This is a genomic window from Corallococcus terminator (assembly GCF_049194865.1).
In the GTDB taxonomy this organism is placed as follows: domain Bacteria; phylum Myxococcota; class Myxococcia; order Myxococcales; family Myxococcaceae; genus Myxococcus; species Myxococcus terminator_A.
In genome coordinates this window covers 34,440-49,580 of the sequence record NZ_JBLZWL010000031.1, presented here as the reverse complement: position 1 = coordinate 49,580, position 15,141 = coordinate 34,440, and the positions used below count along the sequence as shown (strand labels likewise).

The window sequence follows — 15,141 nt, the reverse complement described above, 5'->3', positions numbered from 1 at the left end:
GAGCAAAAGAGCTGTCCCCCTTCAGCGAGAGAGACTTCAGGCGCCCGCGGGGTGCGCGACGGGCGAGGCCTCCACGCCAGCCGAGACGCGGTGCCAGAGCTGGTGCGACGTGAGCAGCAGCGTCAGGACGACGAGGGGCGCGACAGTGGTGCCCAGCGGGTCTCCCATCGCGATGTGCGACACCGCCGCCGCCACGAAGTCGATGGCGAAGCCCGCATAGGCCCACTCGCGCAACGTGCGGGGCCCGGGAGCCCACAGCGCCACCACGCCCAACAGCTTCGCGACGCCCAGCATGGTCCGGAAGTAGTCCGGGTAGCCCAGGTGCTGGAACGCCGCGACCATGTTCGGCGCAGCAGTGAGATACAGGAAGGCGGAGCCCGCGGCCGACAGTGATACCAGCCCGGTGACAACCCAATACGCGACTTTCAGTTTCATGCTCACGCCTCCAAGGACCGTATGGGCTGACGAGCAGCCCCCCACGTGAGACGATACGGGTTACAAATCCGCGGTCGCAAGCGGGCCACTCTGACCCGCCCCCTCGCCCTCGACGAGCCGCCGGTTGTCATTCGCCAGGTCCGGCCTCCGGCCTCGGTCCAGCTCGTCCCGGTCCAACATCCCGTCCTCGTCCTGGTCCACGCCGATGCGTCGCTCGGAGCCCTTGGGCACCACGGTGTACGTCAGCTCCGAGCCGGGCCGCGCCCCCGCCAGCAGCAGGAACGCGCCCACCTTCTCCGAGGTCCGGTCCGACTGGAACACCCCGCCGCCCAGGTAGGCGAAGCCGCGCGCCTCGCCCAAGCGGCGCCCCTTCACCACCAGGCCCACCTTGCCCTGCTCCGCCAGGGACATGAACTGCAACACCCGGGCGAACTCGGAAGGCGTCGCGGTCGTCAGCGTCACCTGCTGCCCCACCGCCGCGTGTGAGTCCTTGCTGTCAGGCCCTGGCGGCAAGAACATGTCCGTGGCCGAGCCGCGCGGCAGCTCCGAGCCCGCGAAGGACAGCAGCAGCGCGACGAGGTCCGCCACCTCCTGGTCGCTCTCCGGATTGAAGGTCGGCTCGGTGATGAAGCGCGCCAGCGAGTCCACGCTGCCGTCATGGATGAAGGCGAAGCCGGCCAGGCTCTCCTTCTGCGTCAGCTCCATGCCCACCTTCTCATAGAGGTTGCGCAGCTGCGGCACCTTGAGCGTGACGTTGGTGCTGCCGTCGGTGGACACGAGCGCGTGGTGCGACTCGCCCATGGCGCCCTTCGGCAGGGGCATCCACATGGCGCCGGTCCACTGCATGTCGACGGCGAGACCCGACGGGAAGGTGTGGCAGGTATTGCACGCGAAGAGGCCCTGCGCGAGCAGGCGCGGCGGACGGAACAGCGCCATGCCGCGCGTCGCGTCACCATTGGGCAGCGGCTGGCCGGCCGGCGCGAAGCGGCCCGTCGTGTATTGGCCCGGCAGCGGCAGGTTCCGGGGCAGCGAGTTGTCCAGGTTGCGGAACGGGTTGGGCGGGAAGGTCAGCGTCGCGAGGAACGAGCGCAGCTCCTTCATCTCCCGGGGCGTCAGCTGGGCATCGTCCCCCTGGAGGCCCTCGAAGGCGGGGTTGAACTCCTCCAGGCTCGCGCGGTCTCCGCGCCAGTGCAGCGGCTCCTTGCCGATGATGTCCTGGAGCGTCTGCGTCGTCATGGGGCCCTTCATCGGGTGCCACGCCTCGAAGGGCGGCAGCGGCAGGCCCATGCCCAGGTTCTGCCCGTCCAGCGCCTTCACCGTGCCCGTCGGGTCGCCCAGGTCCCACGCCAGCCGGTCCATGCGCCCGTCGATGTGGCACGACGCGCAGGCCACGTGGCCCAGGCCCGACGTCTTGTGCGTGTCATAGAGGTGCTTGCGGCCGACCTTGAGGGGCTCGGGCGTCGGGTCGAAGAACGCCACCCGCGACAGCTCCTTGAGGCGGTCCGTGCTCAGCACGGAGATGCTCGCGCCGAAGCGGTTGAGCACGTAGAGCCTGTCGCGCGAGTCGTCGTGGACGATGCCCGTGGGACCCTCACCCACCTGCACCTGACCCAGCCGCGCGCCGCCCAGCCCCACCGCCACCACGTTGTTGGAGCCCATGCCCGTCACGAAGGCCCGCGTGCCACGCGAGTTCCAGGCGATGCCGCGCGGGTCACCCACGGACAGGCTCCGCACGGCCTGGGGCACCGTGGGCGTGGAGTAGTCGAGGTGCGGGTTGAGGTCATGCACCGGGGACAACGAAGGCCGGCGCGGGTCTACCACCGCCATCAACACGCGCAGGAAGCGCCCGTTGACGTTCGGCTCGAAGCGCACCTCGTTGCGCGCGTCGGTGCCCACCACCGTGACGGAGCCGGAGGGATGCACGGCGAGCGCCATGTTCGCGTTCATCAACCGCGCGGCGTAGCTGACGGAGAGTGACGCCGTGTCGATGATGGCCAAATCGCGGTCCGGCAAGTCCCAGCCCGTGAGGCGGCCGGACGCGGCGGCATTCGCCCCGCTCACCAGGTCCGTCCAGTCCGCGCGGTTGTCGTCCAGCCACTGGCCGCGCGCTGTCTTGCGCACGATGAGGCCCACGGGCGGAGGCGGCGGGTTGGCGGGGTTGAGCGCGGGGAAGAAGGTGGAGCCCGCGTTGGGCGGAGGGTTGATACCGCCATAGGGACCGCGCGCGTCGCTCACGGCGTTGGGCGGGTAGGCGTCCGGAATCAGCGAGCCACCGCCGAGGATGGTGCTGCCGTTGCCGGACTCGAAGATGGCCGCGTAGACGAAGCGGCCGTCGGGGCTCACGGCGAGCGCGCGCGGGTCCTCGCCCTTCAGGGTGATGCGCTGGGGTGTGGCATCTGGACGACGAGGGTCCACCACCAGCACGCGGTTGACCTGGGAGCAGGTGATGAAGGCCCGCTCCGGGCGACCGGCGAAGACGACGTCCGCGGGCTCGTCATCCGTATAGAGGGTGGCCGTCACGGTGCCGCGACGAAGGTCGACGATGCTCACGCTGTCGGAGATGTGGTTCACCACCCACGCCTCGGTGTTGCTCCGAGCCCGCACCGACACGGGGTCCAGGCCCACGGGGATGGAGGCCACCAGCTCCAGCCCGCGTCGCGACGTCACATCGAACACCATCAGCCGGTTGTCGGCGGTGTTCACCGCCAGCAGCAAATTGCCGTCAGGAGTCAGGTCCAGCGGGTGAACGTGGGGGTCCTCCCAGTTCACGAACGACTCATCGGCGTGAGACATCCCCGGGAGCAGGAGCGAAACGAGGCACAGCAGCAAGACCGCGCGTCGGACGACAGCCATAAAGGCGACCTCCACGTCAGGAAGAAGCGGTGCTTCTCACTGTCTTGCATTTATCAACGCGACGGATGCAACTCCTTGCGTGCAGAAAATCAAATTCCTACATCCACCCATGCGGGGCGCGTCCTCTCGGGAATCAAAGATTCGAGCGACCTGGAAAACGACTCGGGGCGTCACACACGCCAAGCAAAGGCAGACACACAAGTCCCTTTACCCGCGCCAAAGCCGACAGAACCGCTACACCCAAAAATGCGAGTGCCACTCAAGAAACCGCCCGCATGGCGTTGCAGGGCACTCGCTCCGTCGAGACAGGATTTTTCTGTCTCACACTCTCACTCCCCCAGCGCGGCAACGGGGTGAGGGACGAGGGACAAGGTCTTGGAAAAGGGCGCGTCAGTGTCCGGAGTCCACGGTGGACGTGCCGTCGGGCCTGGGGCGGAACACGCGGAACAACAGCGCGATGGAAGGAAGCACCGTGAGCGCACCCACCGCGAGCGCGATGAGCAACAGGCGCTGGGCCGCGGGGCTCGCCGCCGCGCCCTGCAGCGTCACGTCCGGCACCACCAGATAGGGATACTGGGACGCCGCCCAGCCCAGGACGATGAGCCCCGCCTGAAACGCCGCCGCCAGTCGCGCCCACTGGAAGCGACGCGTCCACAACAAGGCGAACGCCGTCACTGCCGCCACCCCTGTCGCCCCATGCAGCGCCAGCGCGAAGGGCGAGCGCGACAACCCCTCCCACACCCGGGGCGCCCCCTCGCGCGCCAGCAACAGGACCACGAGCGCCGCGATGAACACGGCCACTCCCGCGCCGAGCGCGCGCTTCCGGAAGTCCTCTCGCAGCTCCGCTCCGGACGCCTCGTGCGTAAGGAACACCGCCGCCAGGAAGGCGAAGAGCGCCAGCGCCAGCACCCCCACCGCCCACGCGAAGGGCGACAGCCACGACGCGAAGAAGCCGCTCACCACCACCCTGCCCTCCACGCGGATGGAGCCACTCACCACCGCGCCCACGCACATGCCCAACAGCAGCGGCGCGACGATGCTCGCCCCGCTGAAGACGAGGCCCCACTGTCGCTGCGCGGCGTCGCCTCGCATGTCGTAGGTGCGGAAGGTGAAGGCCGCGCCCCGGAAGACGATGCCCAGCAGCAACAACGTCAGCGGCACATGCAGCGCCACGCTCAGCGCCGCGAAGGCGCGAGGAAACCCCGCGAACAACAGCACCACGCCCACGATGAGCCAGATGTGATTCACCTCCCACACCGGGCCCATGGCGCGAGCGATGAGCGCCCGCTGCTCCGCCTTGCGCGGCCCGAAGGACAAGAGGTCCCACACCCCGCCACCGAAGTCAGCGCCGCCAAACAGCGCGTAGAGCACGAACGTCCCCGCCAGCACGAAGCCCAGCACCGCGTCAGTGGACATGGGCCTCGCCTCCCTTCGCGTCAGGCCCCTTCGGCTCGCGGTCCGGCAGCGTGTCCGCCACCTGCCGCTTCAACAGCGCCACCACCACCACGCCCAGGAACACGTACACGACTGTGAACGTCCAGAACGGCGCGGCCAGGTGCGGCACCGGCGTCACCGCGTCCGCCGTGCGCATGACACCCCGGACAATCCACGGCTGCCGCCCCCACTCGGTGACGAGCCACCCCGCTTCCAACGCCACCAGCCCGAGCGGCCCCGACACCAACCACGCCCACATCATCTTCCGACCCGAAGGCCACGCCTTCTTGCGCCACCGATACCCGAGCGTCACCAGCGCCAGCAACGCCATGGCGCTGCCCGTGCCCACCATCACCTGGAAGGCCACGTGCACCTTCGCCACCGGCGGCCACGTGTCGCGCGGGAACTCGTTGAGCCCCTTCACCTCCGCGTTCGGATCACCAAACGCGAGGATGGACAGGCCCTTGGGGATGTCCAACGCATGCGAGACAGTCCGCGTCTCCACGTCGGGCAATCCGCCCACCCGCAGCGGCGCGCCGCGCTCCGTCTCGAACTGCCCCTCCATCGCCGCCAGCTTCACCGGCTGCGCCTTCGCCACGTGCTTGGCGGACAGGTCGCCGACGACGGGCTGGAGCAGCGCGGTGACACACGCTAGCGGCAGCGCCACCGACAGCGCCTTGCGATGGAAGGCCGAGCCCGGATGGCGCAAGAGCACGAAGGCGTGGATGCCCGCCATCGCGAACGCGCTCGCCTGATAGCAGGACAGCAGCACGTGCGACGTCTGGGTGAGCCAGCCCGGGCTGAACATCGCCTTCAGCGGTTCGACATCCGTGGGCCCATTCGGCGTGGCCACGAAGCCCGACGGGTCATTCATGAACACGTTGACCAGCGTGACGAAGAACGCGCTGGCCGCGCCGCTCACCGCCACCATGACGCCGGAGAACAGGTGCAGCCCCGGCGACACCCGCTCGCGGCCGTACAGATAGATGCCCAGGAAGATGGCCTCGGTGAAGAACGCCACGCCCTCCAGACTGAAGGGCAGGCCGATGACTTCACCGTACTGGCCCATGAACTCCGGCCACAGCAGCCCCAGCTCGAACGACAGCACCGTGCCGCTCACCGCGCCCACCGCGAAGAGGATGGCCGTCCCCTTCGCCAGCTTCTGGCTCAGCTTCCGGTAGTCCGAGTCCCCCGTGCGCCGCGCCTTCCAGTCACTCAGCACCATGAGCACTGGCAACGCCACGCCCGCCGCCGCGAACACGATGTGGAACGCGAGCGACAGGCCCATCTGCGCCCGCGCATAGAGCAGGTCCGTCATGAACATCAGAATGCATTATGCGCATTTGTTGCGCATTTAGATATTCTACTCCTCCAGCAAAGCGGGGCCCGGGGCCTGCCGTGCGGGCACCAGCGTCTTCACGGAGTTCTTCGCCACGGCGGTGGCCAGCGTGGTGGCGAAGATGAGGATGAGCTTGCGGCCCAGCTCGGCGCCCACGGGGCGTTGGTCGGCGCTGGAGGCCAGCTGGTCCGGGTGCTCCCACGCCCGCTGGAGCGCCTTGCGTCGCTTCTTGCGCAGCACCTCTCCCCGGTGGCGGGAGCGGTAGATGGCCAGGCCCACGCCCGTGCCCACCAGCACCATGGCCACGGCGCCCGCGGCCACCAGCGCGCCGGAGTGCTGCTTCGCTTGATAGCGGACGTCGAGGATGCGCCCGCGCCGCCGATCCAACTCCTCCAGCGTCAACAGGAGCTCATCCCGGATGCGGTCCGCGGTCTGCTCCACCTGCTTGCGGTCATCCATGCCCCGGGTGATGCGGTGGTCGACGTGACGGTGACGCTCCGCCAGCTCGTTGCCCCCTCGGCCGTTGTCCTTCATTGCAGCGTCTCCCGCGTGAGCTGGTAGTCGAGCTTCAGCCGCTCCTGCGTGTGCGTCAGGGGCTTCTTGGGCACCCGCTTGCTGCCCAGGAAGAGCATGCCGCCGGCGATGGCGAGCAGCGCCACGCCCACCAGCAGCACGCCCAGGGCCGCGCCCAGGGGAAGGGCCAGGCCCAGCGCCACGAAGAGCACCGCCAGCGACGTGAGGGCCAGCACCGCGCCCGCGCCGATGAGGATGCCCGCGGTGCGCGCGGCCTTCAGCTCGTCGCGAAGCTCCTTCTTGGCGTGCAGCACCTCGGCGCGCACCAACAGGCGCGTCTCCGCCAGGGCATGCCGGATGAGCTCCGTCGTGGAGAGCGACTCCAGTTGGCTCCGCTCCAGGCGTTCCGATTCGAGGTCCACGACTCACGTCTCCCGCGCTCTGAGGAGGGGGGACTCCCGGGTGCGCGCCCGTCCGCTCGGACGGCACCTGGCCCCACTCCTCCGGACAAGGTGGGCAGGGCGAACGAGCGCGCAAAGCCCGCCTGGAAGTGCAGGGCCGGCCCGCCTGGTCGCCTGCCCGGGGAGGCTCGCGAGGGTTTAGCGGCGGCGCTGGTGGGCCAGGGCCGTGGCCAGCGTCTCCCGCACCTGGTGGGCCCGGAACAGCCGGTCCGCGGTGTCCACCAGGTTGTCCATGTACAGCACCTGCTTGCGCAGGCGCGCGGGGAGGGCGCGCGTGCCCAGGTGCGCGCCAAGCAACGCGCCCGTCAGCGCCGCGGCGACGTCCGCCTCTCCGCCGCAGCGGAGCACCAGCGCCACCGCCTCGCGGAAGTCGTGGGGCACCTTCAGCGCGGCGTACAGCGACGTCAGCAGCACGGGCACCACGTGCGAGGGCAACCCGTCCACGCCCTTCAGCTCGCTGGGGGGCACGCCCACCTTGCGCAGCTGCGACAGCGCTCGCGAGGTGTCCCACGTCAGGAGCCGGGGCAGGTGCCGCACTTCCTCGGCCAGCCCCTTGTCGTGCACGGCCGCCGTCAGCGACAGCTGCTCGCAGAAGGCCGCGGGCGTCAGCGGCGCCTCCTCCATGCCCAGCGCGGCGGCCTGCGCGAAGGCGGCGGCGGCGGCGGCGCAGACAGGGTCCTTGTGGGTGATGACGGTGAGCACGCCCACGTCATGCGGCAGGCGCGCGCGCTGACCGCTCTCCAGCAGGCCCACCACCAACGCGCGGCTGAGCACCGACGGGCAGCGCGTCCCCAGGGGCGCGCCCGCGCTCATCCAGGGCGTGCCGCTGGCGAGCCGCTGGAGCGACTCCGCGAGGCTGCGGGGCGGCTGGAGGATGATGCCCTCCTGCCACAGCCACGCCAGGTGCGCCGCCGCGCTGCGCCCGTCCACGCGGCCCTCGCGGATGACGCTCTCCGCCGCCGCGAGCAAGAGCTGCGTGTCGTCGCTGAACTGGCCCTTGGCGAACTTGCCTCGCGGCCTGGGCGCGAAGTCCTCGGCGAGCCCCGGCAGCCGCGCGAGGCTCGCGGGAGGGACGCCGCGCAGCGGGAAGCCGAGCGCATCACCTATGGCGAGCCCCACGAACGCCGCTTGGAACCTGTCCTGGCGCTCGGAGGGAGTCAGCGGCATGGAGTCGAGGAGATTAACCGAGGCTCAGGGCTGGACGGACAGGGAGAAGCACGCGAAACGCGCGCGGCTTCCGACGAAATGACACGCGTGGGGACTTGACTCGCGGAGGAGGAGTTCACTCGCGTGTTTCACGCGAGCGACAACCGCTGTGGACACCAGGACGCACCCCGTCATCACCGTCCACCCTCCTTGCCTCGTGCCCCCCGCGCCGTCACGCGCGGGGGTGGGCTGACTATCGCAACCAGCACGCGCGCGGCAAGCCCGAGCACCAGCATGCATTCGCGCACCTGCACGCGTGTCCAACTCCGGAAGCTTCAGCGCGTCCGCTCACACGGAGCGCATGGCGCACGAGGACCGCGCAGGTGGCAGCCCCACGCGGGAGTCGGCACACGCGCCGTCACGCGTCACGCGTCGTCGCGGCCCAGGTTGACGACGGCCTGCAAGCGCGCCAGCACCGCCTCCGCGCCCTGGTGCAGGTGTGTCCCGTCCCAGAGTGCGGGTGTGGAGTGGCCGCCATGCAGCGTCCAGTCCAGCTCCGCTTCCGCGTACACGAGGTTGCGGAACACGATGCGGTCCTCCAGCGCGTGGTCGACGATGTAGCGGCGCGCCGCGGCGGAGGGCTTGTCGGCGATGCGGTGGAACAACTCGAGCGGGGCAGAGGTCATGGCGCCGTCACGGGGAGGAAGAGGTCGGCCAAATCCTTGCGGGAGCGGCCGACCAGGTCCGCCAGTGTGTACCGGTCCAGCACGGCGAGGAAGGCCTCTCGCGCCTCGGACAACACGCCCTTGAGCCCACAGGCCGGGGCGATGGGGCACGTGTTGGTCTCACGGTTGAAGCACTCCACCAGCTCGAAGTCCGGCTCCGCCGCGCGCAGCACCTTGCCCACGGAGATGTCCTTCGTGGGGCGCGCCAGCGTGACGCCACCGGAGCGCCCCGCTTTGACCTCCACGAAGCCCTCGCCCGACAGCGTCTGCACCACCCGCACCAGGTGGTGCTTGGAGATGCCATATGCGTCCGCCAGCTCCTGGGTGGAGGCGAGCCTTCCGGGGCGGGCGGCGAGGTAGAGCAGGACGCGCAGCGAGTAGTCGGCGTGGAGGGTGAGGTGCACGGTCAGCGGGCTCCGACGACCTCTGCTCCCGGAGCGCTCGGCAGGAAGACATCCGCGTGGAGGTCCTTCAGCGAGAGCCCCGAGAGGAAGAGCTTCTTGCGCAGGGATAACACCATTCCGGAATCGCCGCAGAGCCACGCACGGAAGCCCACCGGCTTCGGGCACTCCGCGCGGATGAGCACGTCGAGTGCTCCCTCGGCCACGTCCCGGCTGCCGCCCGTCAACACGCCGGGCCTGTAGTGGAAACCCGGGTGTCGCGCGGCCAGCTCGCGCAGCTCGTCCAGGAGGTAGAGCCCCTCGGGCGTGCGCGCGCCATGGAAGAGCCAGATGGGGCCGGTGTGCCCCGACTCCAGCGCGTCCCGGGCGATGCCGTAGAGGGGCGCGAGTCCCGTGCCGGTGCCCGCCAGCAGCAGCGGCTGCTCGGGACGTCCTGGCACGTAGAAGCAGCTCCCCGCCGGGCCCTGCACGGACAGGGTGTCACCGACGCGCGCCTCGCGGGCCAGCCAGCCGCTCATCGCCCCGCCCGGCACCAGGCGCACGTGCAGCTCCAGCAGGCCCTCGCGCGGAAGGCTCGCGAGGGAGTAGCTGCGGGCCAGCCCATCCGCCCGCAGCAGCGACACGTACTGCCCCGCCCGGTAGTCGAAGGGCGCGGCGGTGGACAGGCGCACGCGCAGCACGCTCTGGGACAAGAGCGTCAGCGACTCGAGGCGCGCGGGCACACGCAGCGCGTCCGCGCCCGCCACCTCCAGCTCCGTGCCCGCGACGGGCTTGCAGACACACGCGAGGAAGTAGCCCTGCGTGCGCAGCGTGTCCTTCAGTCCCACGCGCGCGGCCTCGGGCACCTCGCCCGACAGCGCGCGCATGAGGCAGGACTGACACGCTCCGGCGCGGCACGCGTTCGGCACGGCCACACCCTGCCGCAAGAGCGCGTCCAGCACGCTCTCCTCGGACTCCAGCGGATACCACCGCGACTCGTGCTTCACCCTGGCCATGGCGCGCCTCCCGTTGCCTCAGCGGTTGAGCACGTCGGCGCGAGCGCCCCCGGCGATGGCGAGCACGCGCTCCACCAGCGGCGCCGGAACGTTGAGTTCCTCCAGCGTCGCGCGCAGGTGCTCCACCACCGCGTCGAAGTGCGTCTCGTTCAGCCCACGCTTCACCAGGGGCGCATGCCCCGCGCGCATGTCCTTGCCCGAGTAGTTCGACGGGCCGCCCGTCACCATCGTCAGGAACGCCTTCTGCTTGGCGGCCTGGCGCTCCATGTCCACGTCCTCGAAGAAGTGGCTGATGCGGTCATCCGACAAGACCTTCCGGTAGAAAACGTCCACCGCCGCCGCCATCGCCGGCTCTCCGCCAATCTGCTCGTAAACGCTCTTCTCCTGCGCCGCCGTGCTCATCTCGGTCCGCCCCTTTCGCCCGTTCGGGCTTAAAGCTGCATTTTAAATGCATCTATTCGCGCGTAACGTCAACCTCGGTGGGACATGACAGTTGAATCGATGGAATCAGGCGGGGCGCCCTCGCGGTGACGGCGCGTCTCCGCGCAAGATTTGCGGCCCCTGGACGGGCTGACGCCGACGTCGTCGGTGGGACACGGAAGAGCAGGAGTCACCAACGGTTGACGTGGTCCAGGATGATTCGGCGCTCACCGAAACGTCCTGGTACGCTGCGCCGCGAAGCTCTCGCCATGCCCCACCCCATCGACCTCGCCCTCACCGCCTCGCTCATCGGAGACGCCACCCGCGCGGGCATGCTCTCGCGTCTGCTCGAAGGGCCCGCGCGCACGGCGGGAGAGCTGGCGCGAGAAGCGGGCATCTCCCCGCAGACGGCGAGCGGACACCTCGCGAAGCTGTTGGAGGGAGACCTGGTGCGCGTGGAGGCGCAGGGTCGGCACCGCTACTACCGGCTCGCCAGCGCCGACGTCGCGCGCGCCCTGGAGGCGCTCAGCCTGCTCGTCCCCACGCGCGTGGCGCCCGTGCGCGTCCCGGAGCCGCTGCGCTTCGCGCGCACCTGCTACGACCACCTGGCGGGCACGCTGGGCGTGGCCCTGGCCGAGGGCCTGGAGCGGCGCGGCCTCTTGGAGTCCAGCGAGGACAGCTACGCGCTCACCCCCGCGGGCACGCGCTTCGTGGCGAAGTGGGGCGTGGATCTGACGACGCTGTCCCAGGGCCGCCGCGCCTTCGCGCGCCGCTGCCTGGACTGGAGCGAGCGCCGCGCCCACGTCGGAGGGGCGCTGGGCGCCGCGTTGGCGGAGCGCCTCTTCGCGCTGCGCTGGATTGCGCGCCGGCCCGAGGGCCGCGGAGTGCGGCTCACCGTCGAGGGCCGGCGGGGCTTCGAGAAGTCGCTGGGGCTGTCCTGGCCGTGAGGCGGCCAGGAGGGTGACTCAGCCCCGGGTGCCCGTGGACGCGGCGCCGATGCGCGCCGTCTCGCGACGCACGGTGGCCTGCTCCAGCGCGTAGCGGGCATCCTCGGTGGGCAGGTTCTTCAGGCGCTCCTGCGCCTCGGACATACGCTTGCGCGCGCCCTCCACGTCGATGCCGGACACATGCTCCGCGCCGTCCGCCAGCACGAGCACCTTGTCGTTGGCCACTTCCACGAAGCCGCCGGCGACGAAGTACGAGTCACGCTTGCCAGCGTCGATGAGCGTCAGCGGGCCCGGCTCCATCAGCGACAGGAAGGGGGTGTGCCCCGGCCGCACGCCAAACAGACCCGTGCCGCCGGGCACGATGGCCTCGTCGGCCTGCACCGACAGGATGCGCTTCTCGGGGGTGACAATCTCCACAGTCAGCTTGGCCATGAGGCTCCTCGCACTACCCAAATCAGAAATGGAGCTGCTGGGTGGTTCCACCCACCGGCTCGAACTCCACCACCCCGCCGTCCGTCAACCGAGGCCCCTTGCCGGGGATGCCGAGCGTGCCCTCCACCCACTTCAGGTGGTGGGTCATCTGGCGCACCTCGGTGAGCTGCTTGGCGGGAACCAGGTCCGTCAGCCGCCGCTCCAGGACGCGCTGCCCGTCGCGGCCGTACTGCCCCGCCACCAGCACGTTCACGGCCCAGCCCGGAGGTCCCTTGGACTTCTTCGCCTTGCCGCGCCTCGGCGCCGGCTCTTCCTTCGTCTTCCCCTTCTCCACCAGGGGCCACAGCACCCAGACGCGCTCGCCGTCGTTGGAGACGAAGTAGTAGTCGTCCACCGTCCCCAGGCACTGCTCCAGTTGCCAGACGGGTCCGCTCTCCTTCGTCACCTCGAGCCGGCACTTGCCCGGGCCGCCGTCCACCATGCGCACGCTGTACAAGCCGTTGGCGCTCACCCGGGCCCGGCCCTTTCGCTCCTCCGCGACGGCGGGGAGCGACAGGACGGTGAGGAACAGGGCGAGCGCCGCGTGACGCATGGTCACCTCGGAAAGCGGGTTGGAACCGAGTCTACGCCGCCTGCTTGAGCGCGTTCTCGACGACTTCGCTGATGGTGCCCGCCATGTAGAAGGCGCCCTCGGGGATTTCGTCGTGCTTGCCCTCGGCGATCTCCTTGAAGCCCTGGATGGTGTCCTGGAGCTTCACGTACCGGCCTTCCTTGCCGGTGAAGACCTGGGCGACGAAGAACGGCTGGGACAGGAACTTCTGAATCTTGCGGGCGCGCGCCACCACCAGCTTGTCGTCCTCGGAGAGCTCGTCCATGCCGAGGATGGCGATGATGTCCTGCAGCTCCTTGTACCGCTGGAGGATGCCCTGGACCTTGCGAGCCACCGCGTAGTGCTCCTGGCCGATGATGCCCGGGTCCAGGATGCGGCTGGTGGAGTCGAGCGGGTCCACGGCGGGGAAGATGGCGAGCTCGGCGATGGAGCGGTTGAGCACCGTCGTCGCGTCCAGGTGGGCGAACGCCGTCGCGGGCGCCGGGTCCGTCAGGTCGTCGGCGGGCACGTAGATGGCCTGCACCGAGGTGATGGAGCCCTTGGTGGTGGAGGTGATGCGCTCCTGCAGGCTGCCCATCTCCGTGGCGAGCGTGGGCTGGTAACCCACGGCGCTGGGGATGCGGCCCAGGAGGGCGGACACTTCCGAGCCGGCCTGGGTGAAGCGGAAGATGTTGTCCACGAAGAGGAGCACGTCACGGCCCTCCACGTCGCGGAAGTACTCCGCCATGGTCAGCGCGGAGAGGGCCACGCGGGCGCGGGCACCGGGCGGCTCGTTCATCTGGCCGTACACGAGGACGGCCTGGCTGGCCTCCAGGTTGTCGGTCTTGATGACGCCCGTGTCCTGCATCTCGTGGTACAGGTCGTTGCCCTCGCGGGTGCGCTCACCGACGCCGGCGAACACGGAGAAGCCGCCGCGCTCGATGGCGACGTTGCGGATGAGCTCCTGCAGGAGCACCGTCTTGCCGACGCCGGCGCCGCCGAACAGGCCAATCTTGCCGCCACGGGTGTAGGGGGCGAGCAGGTCGATGACCTTGATGCCGGTCTCGAACATCTGCACGCGCACGTCCTGCTCCGTGAACGCGGGGGGCGCGCGGTGGATGGGCCAGTACTCCTGCGCCTTCACCGGGCCCATCTCGTCCACCGGCTCACCGGTGACGTTGAGGATGCGACCCAGGGTGGCCTTGCCGACCGGCACCTGGATGGGGGCGCCCGTGTTGCGGACGGCGGTGCCACGCGCCAGACCCTCGGTGGAGTCCATGGCGATGGTGCGCACCGTGTTCTCGCCCAGGTGCTGCGCCACTTCCAGGGTGAGGTTCTCCTGCTCCGGCCCCAGGTTGGCGTTCGTCACCTTCAGGGCGACGTACACCTCGGGAAGACCGCCCGGCGGGAACTCGACGTCGACCACGGGGCCGAGAACCTGGATGATTTTGCCTGCCGTAGGAACTTGAGCGCTCATGGGATGTCGTCTGCCTCGTGAGGGGGAGCGGCCGGCGCCGTGCCCGTCATCAAATTTCGGCCCGGATATGAGGGCGGTGCCCCTTTACCGGGGGCCTCCCCTAGAATCAAGCCTCCCGGGGTCCTGACCGGTAAGTCCCGCTTAGCGGATCCACGCCCCCGGCGCCAACCCCCCGGCTACTTCCCGTCCACCTGATAGACGAGCGGCAGGTTGCCCTTCGAGCCGCCGCCCACCACCACCACCTTGGCGTTGGGGCTGGAGGCGAGCTTCTCCGTGGCCTCGATGCCCTTGAAGCGCAGGTACTCCTCGGTGAGGCCCTGGCGGACGATGTTCTGGTACTTGGCGATGCCCTCGGCTTCGATCTGCCGGCGCTCGGCTTCCTGTCGCTCCTTGTCCAGGGTGAAGCGCATCTTCTGGCTGCGCTGCTCCTCGGCGAGCTTGTCCGCGATGGCCTCCCGGATGGCGGCCGGCAGGGTGACGTCCCGGACGAGGATGGCCTCCACGACGACGTGCTTGCCCTGGAGGGCCCGCGTCACCTCTTCGTGGATCTCCTTCTCAATCTGCTCGCGCCGGGTGGAGTAGATCTCCTCCGGCGCGTACCTGCCGAACACCTTGCGCGCCTCCGAGCGGGTGATGGGGGCGATGAGGATGTCCGCGTAGCGAGGGCCCGTCTGCGTGTGCAGCTCGAAGAGCTTCGCCGGGTCCACCCGGTAGCGCACACTGGAGTCCACCTTCAAATCCAGGCCGTTGTTGGAGAGCACGCTCAGCTCGTCCTTCATCTCCTGGACGCGCAAGTCGTAGGTGATGAGCGACTTGCCCGGCCTGAGCACGTGCAGGCCCTCGCCATAGGGCTCGCGCTGGGTGCCGCTGCCGAACGAGTCGAAGCCGATGCCCCCGTGGCCGCTGGACACCGTCTCACAAGCACACCCACTGATGCACAAGAGTCCCAGCACCACCCACAGTCGCTGCTTCAC

General features: G+C 69.7%; 16 protein-coding genes. 1 reads left to right on the top strand and 15 read right to left on the bottom strand.

Annotation, left to right across the window (positions count from 1 at the left end; all coding sequences use genetic code 11):
• Nucleotides 1-36: 36 nt before the first annotated feature.
• From ACN469_RS12740 to ACN469_RS12690, 11 genes are all read right to left on the bottom strand, one after another.
• Nucleotides 37-435 (bottom strand): DoxX family protein, encoded by a 399-nt coding sequence (locus ACN469_RS12740; RefSeq protein ID WP_498767546.1) that lies wholly within the window; start codon nucleotides 433-435, stop codon nucleotides 37-39.
• Between the two features lie 60 nt (nucleotides 436-495).
• Nucleotides 496-3,288 carry a YncE family protein gene (locus ACN469_RS12735; RefSeq protein WP_498767544.1) on the bottom strand — a complete coding sequence of 931 codons (2,793 nt, stop codon included), beginning with the start codon at nucleotides 3,286-3,288 and terminating at the stop codon, nucleotides 496-498.
• 390 nt (nucleotides 3,289-3,678) lie between these two features.
• On the bottom strand, nucleotides 3,679-4,704 hold the full coding sequence (locus ACN469_RS12730; RefSeq protein WP_498767542.1) for a cytochrome d ubiquinol oxidase subunit II: 1,026 nt from the start codon (nucleotides 4,702-4,704) through the stop codon (nucleotides 3,679-3,681).
• Nucleotides 4,694-6,046: a cytochrome ubiquinol oxidase subunit I gene (locus tag ACN469_RS12725; protein ID WP_498767540.1), complete on the bottom strand. Its 1,353-nt coding sequence runs from the start codon at nucleotides 6,044-6,046 to the stop codon at nucleotides 4,694-4,696. Before ACN469_RS12725 ends, ACN469_RS12730 begins: the two co-directional genes overlap by 11 nt.
• A gap of 39 nt (nucleotides 6,047-6,085) precedes the next feature.
• Complete coding sequence (locus ACN469_RS12720) at nucleotides 6,086-6,595, bottom strand: hypothetical protein (RefSeq protein WP_498767538.1); 510 nt, start codon at nucleotides 6,593-6,595, stop codon at nucleotides 6,086-6,088.
• Complete coding sequence (locus ACN469_RS12715; RefSeq protein ID WP_498767536.1) at nucleotides 6,592-6,996, bottom strand: phage holin family protein; 405 nt, start codon at nucleotides 6,994-6,996, stop codon at nucleotides 6,592-6,594. Before ACN469_RS12715 ends, ACN469_RS12720 begins: the two co-directional genes overlap by 4 nt.
• A gap of 177 nt (nucleotides 6,997-7,173) precedes the next feature.
• The gene (locus ACN469_RS12710) at nucleotides 7,174-8,202 is read right to left on the bottom strand and encodes an ADP-ribosylglycohydrolase family protein (protein WP_498767534.1); all 1,029 of its coding nucleotides are present in this window, start codon (nucleotides 8,200-8,202) and stop codon (nucleotides 7,174-7,176) included.
• A gap of 404 nt (nucleotides 8,203-8,606) precedes the next feature.
• Complete coding sequence (locus ACN469_RS12705) at nucleotides 8,607-8,867, bottom strand: hypothetical protein (protein WP_253998141.1); 261 nt, start codon at nucleotides 8,865-8,867, stop codon at nucleotides 8,607-8,609.
• On the bottom strand, nucleotides 8,864-9,310 hold the full coding sequence (locus ACN469_RS12700) for an RrF2 family transcriptional regulator (protein WP_163864328.1): 447 nt from the start codon (nucleotides 9,308-9,310) through the stop codon (nucleotides 8,864-8,866). The genes ACN469_RS12705 and ACN469_RS12700 overlap by 4 nt, the downstream gene beginning before the upstream one ends.
• Nucleotides 9,311-9,312: 2 nt before the next feature.
• Complete coding sequence (locus tag ACN469_RS12695; RefSeq protein WP_498767531.1) at nucleotides 9,313-10,302, bottom strand: 2Fe-2S iron-sulfur cluster-binding protein; 990 nt, start codon at nucleotides 10,300-10,302, stop codon at nucleotides 9,313-9,315.
• Nucleotides 10,303-10,320: 18 nt separating this feature from the next.
• Nucleotides 10,321-10,704, bottom strand: coding sequence for a group I truncated hemoglobin (locus ACN469_RS12690; RefSeq protein ID WP_498767529.1), 384 nt, complete (start codon nucleotides 10,702-10,704; stop codon nucleotides 10,321-10,323).
• A 287-nt stretch (nucleotides 10,705-10,991) separates the two neighbouring features.
• On the opposite strand from ACN469_RS12690, the gene ACN469_RS12685 reads away from it, so the two are divergent.
• Nucleotides 10,992-11,669: an ArsR/SmtB family transcription factor gene (locus ACN469_RS12685; RefSeq protein ID WP_498767527.1), complete on the top strand. Its 678-nt coding sequence runs from the start codon at nucleotides 10,992-10,994 to the stop codon at nucleotides 11,667-11,669.
• An 18-nt stretch (nucleotides 11,670-11,687) separates the two neighbouring features.
• Here the strand turns inward: ACN469_RS12685 and ACN469_RS12680 are convergent, their stop codons facing one another.
• The 4 genes from ACN469_RS12680 to ACN469_RS12665 form a co-directional block, all read right to left on the bottom strand.
• A complete protein-coding gene (locus ACN469_RS12680; protein WP_498767525.1) occupies nucleotides 11,688-12,101 on the bottom strand; it encodes a F0F1 ATP synthase subunit epsilon in 414 nt (137 codons plus the stop codon).
• Nucleotides 12,102-12,123: 22 nt separating this feature from the next.
• Nucleotides 12,124-12,693, bottom strand: coding sequence for a hypothetical protein (locus tag ACN469_RS12675; RefSeq protein WP_498767523.1), 570 nt, complete (start codon nucleotides 12,691-12,693; stop codon nucleotides 12,124-12,126).
• 31 nt (nucleotides 12,694-12,724) lie between these two features.
• Nucleotides 12,725-14,167 (bottom strand): F0F1 ATP synthase subunit beta, encoded by a 1,443-nt coding sequence (atpD, locus tag ACN469_RS12670; RefSeq protein WP_498767521.1) that lies wholly within the window; start codon nucleotides 14,165-14,167, stop codon nucleotides 12,725-12,727.
• Nucleotides 14,168-14,343: 176 nt separating this feature from the next.
• On the bottom strand, nucleotides 14,344-15,141 hold the full coding sequence (locus ACN469_RS12665) for a prohibitin family protein (RefSeq protein ID WP_498767519.1): 798 nt from the start codon (nucleotides 15,139-15,141) through the stop codon (nucleotides 14,344-14,346).

What these genes read in the sequence shown, in the direction of transcription:
- ACN469_RS12680 (WP_498767525.1), bottom strand. Translation starts at nt 12,101, where the DNA reads ATGGCCAAGCTGACTGTGGAGATTGTCACCCCCGAGAAGCGCATCCTG.
- ACN469_RS12675 (WP_498767523.1), bottom strand. Translation starts at nt 12,693, where the DNA reads ATGCGTCACGCGGCGCTCGCCCTGTTCCTCACCGTCCTGTCGCTCCCC.
- ACN469_RS12720 (WP_498767538.1), bottom strand. Translation starts at nt 6,595, where the DNA reads ATGAAGGACAACGGCCGAGGGGGCAACGAGCTGGCGGAGCGTCACCGT.
- atpD (WP_498767521.1), bottom strand. Translation starts at nt 14,167, where the DNA reads ATGAGCGCTCAAGTTCCTACGGCAGGCAAAATCATCCAGGTTCTCGGC.
- ACN469_RS12690 (WP_498767529.1), bottom strand. Translation starts at nt 10,704, where the DNA reads ATGAGCACGGCGGCGCAGGAGAAGAGCGTTTACGAGCAGATTGGCGGA.
- ACN469_RS12725 (WP_498767540.1), bottom strand. Translation starts at nt 6,046, where the DNA reads ATGTTCATGACGGACCTGCTCTATGCGCGGGCGCAGATGGGCCTGTCG.
- ACN469_RS12685 (WP_498767527.1), top strand. Translation starts at nt 10,992, where the DNA reads ATGCCCCACCCCATCGACCTCGCCCTCACCGCCTCGCTCATCGGAGAC.
- ACN469_RS12730 (WP_498767542.1), bottom strand. Translation starts at nt 4,704, where the DNA reads ATGTCCACTGACGCGGTGCTGGGCTTCGTGCTGGCGGGGACGTTCGTG.
- ACN469_RS12740 (WP_498767546.1), bottom strand. Translation starts at nt 435, where the DNA reads ATGAAACTGAAAGTCGCGTATTGGGTTGTCACCGGGCTGGTATCACTG.
- ACN469_RS12710 (WP_498767534.1), bottom strand. Translation starts at nt 8,202, where the DNA reads ATGCCGCTGACTCCCTCCGAGCGCCAGGACAGGTTCCAAGCGGCGTTC.
- ACN469_RS12735 (WP_498767544.1), bottom strand. Translation starts at nt 3,288, where the DNA reads ATGGCTGTCGTCCGACGCGCGGTCTTGCTGCTGTGCCTCGTTTCGCTC.
- ACN469_RS12695 (WP_498767531.1), bottom strand. Translation starts at nt 10,302, where the DNA reads ATGGCCAGGGTGAAGCACGAGTCGCGGTGGTATCCGCTGGAGTCCGAG.
- ACN469_RS12705 (WP_253998141.1), bottom strand. Translation starts at nt 8,867, where the DNA reads ATGACCTCTGCCCCGCTCGAGTTGTTCCACCGCATCGCCGACAAGCCC.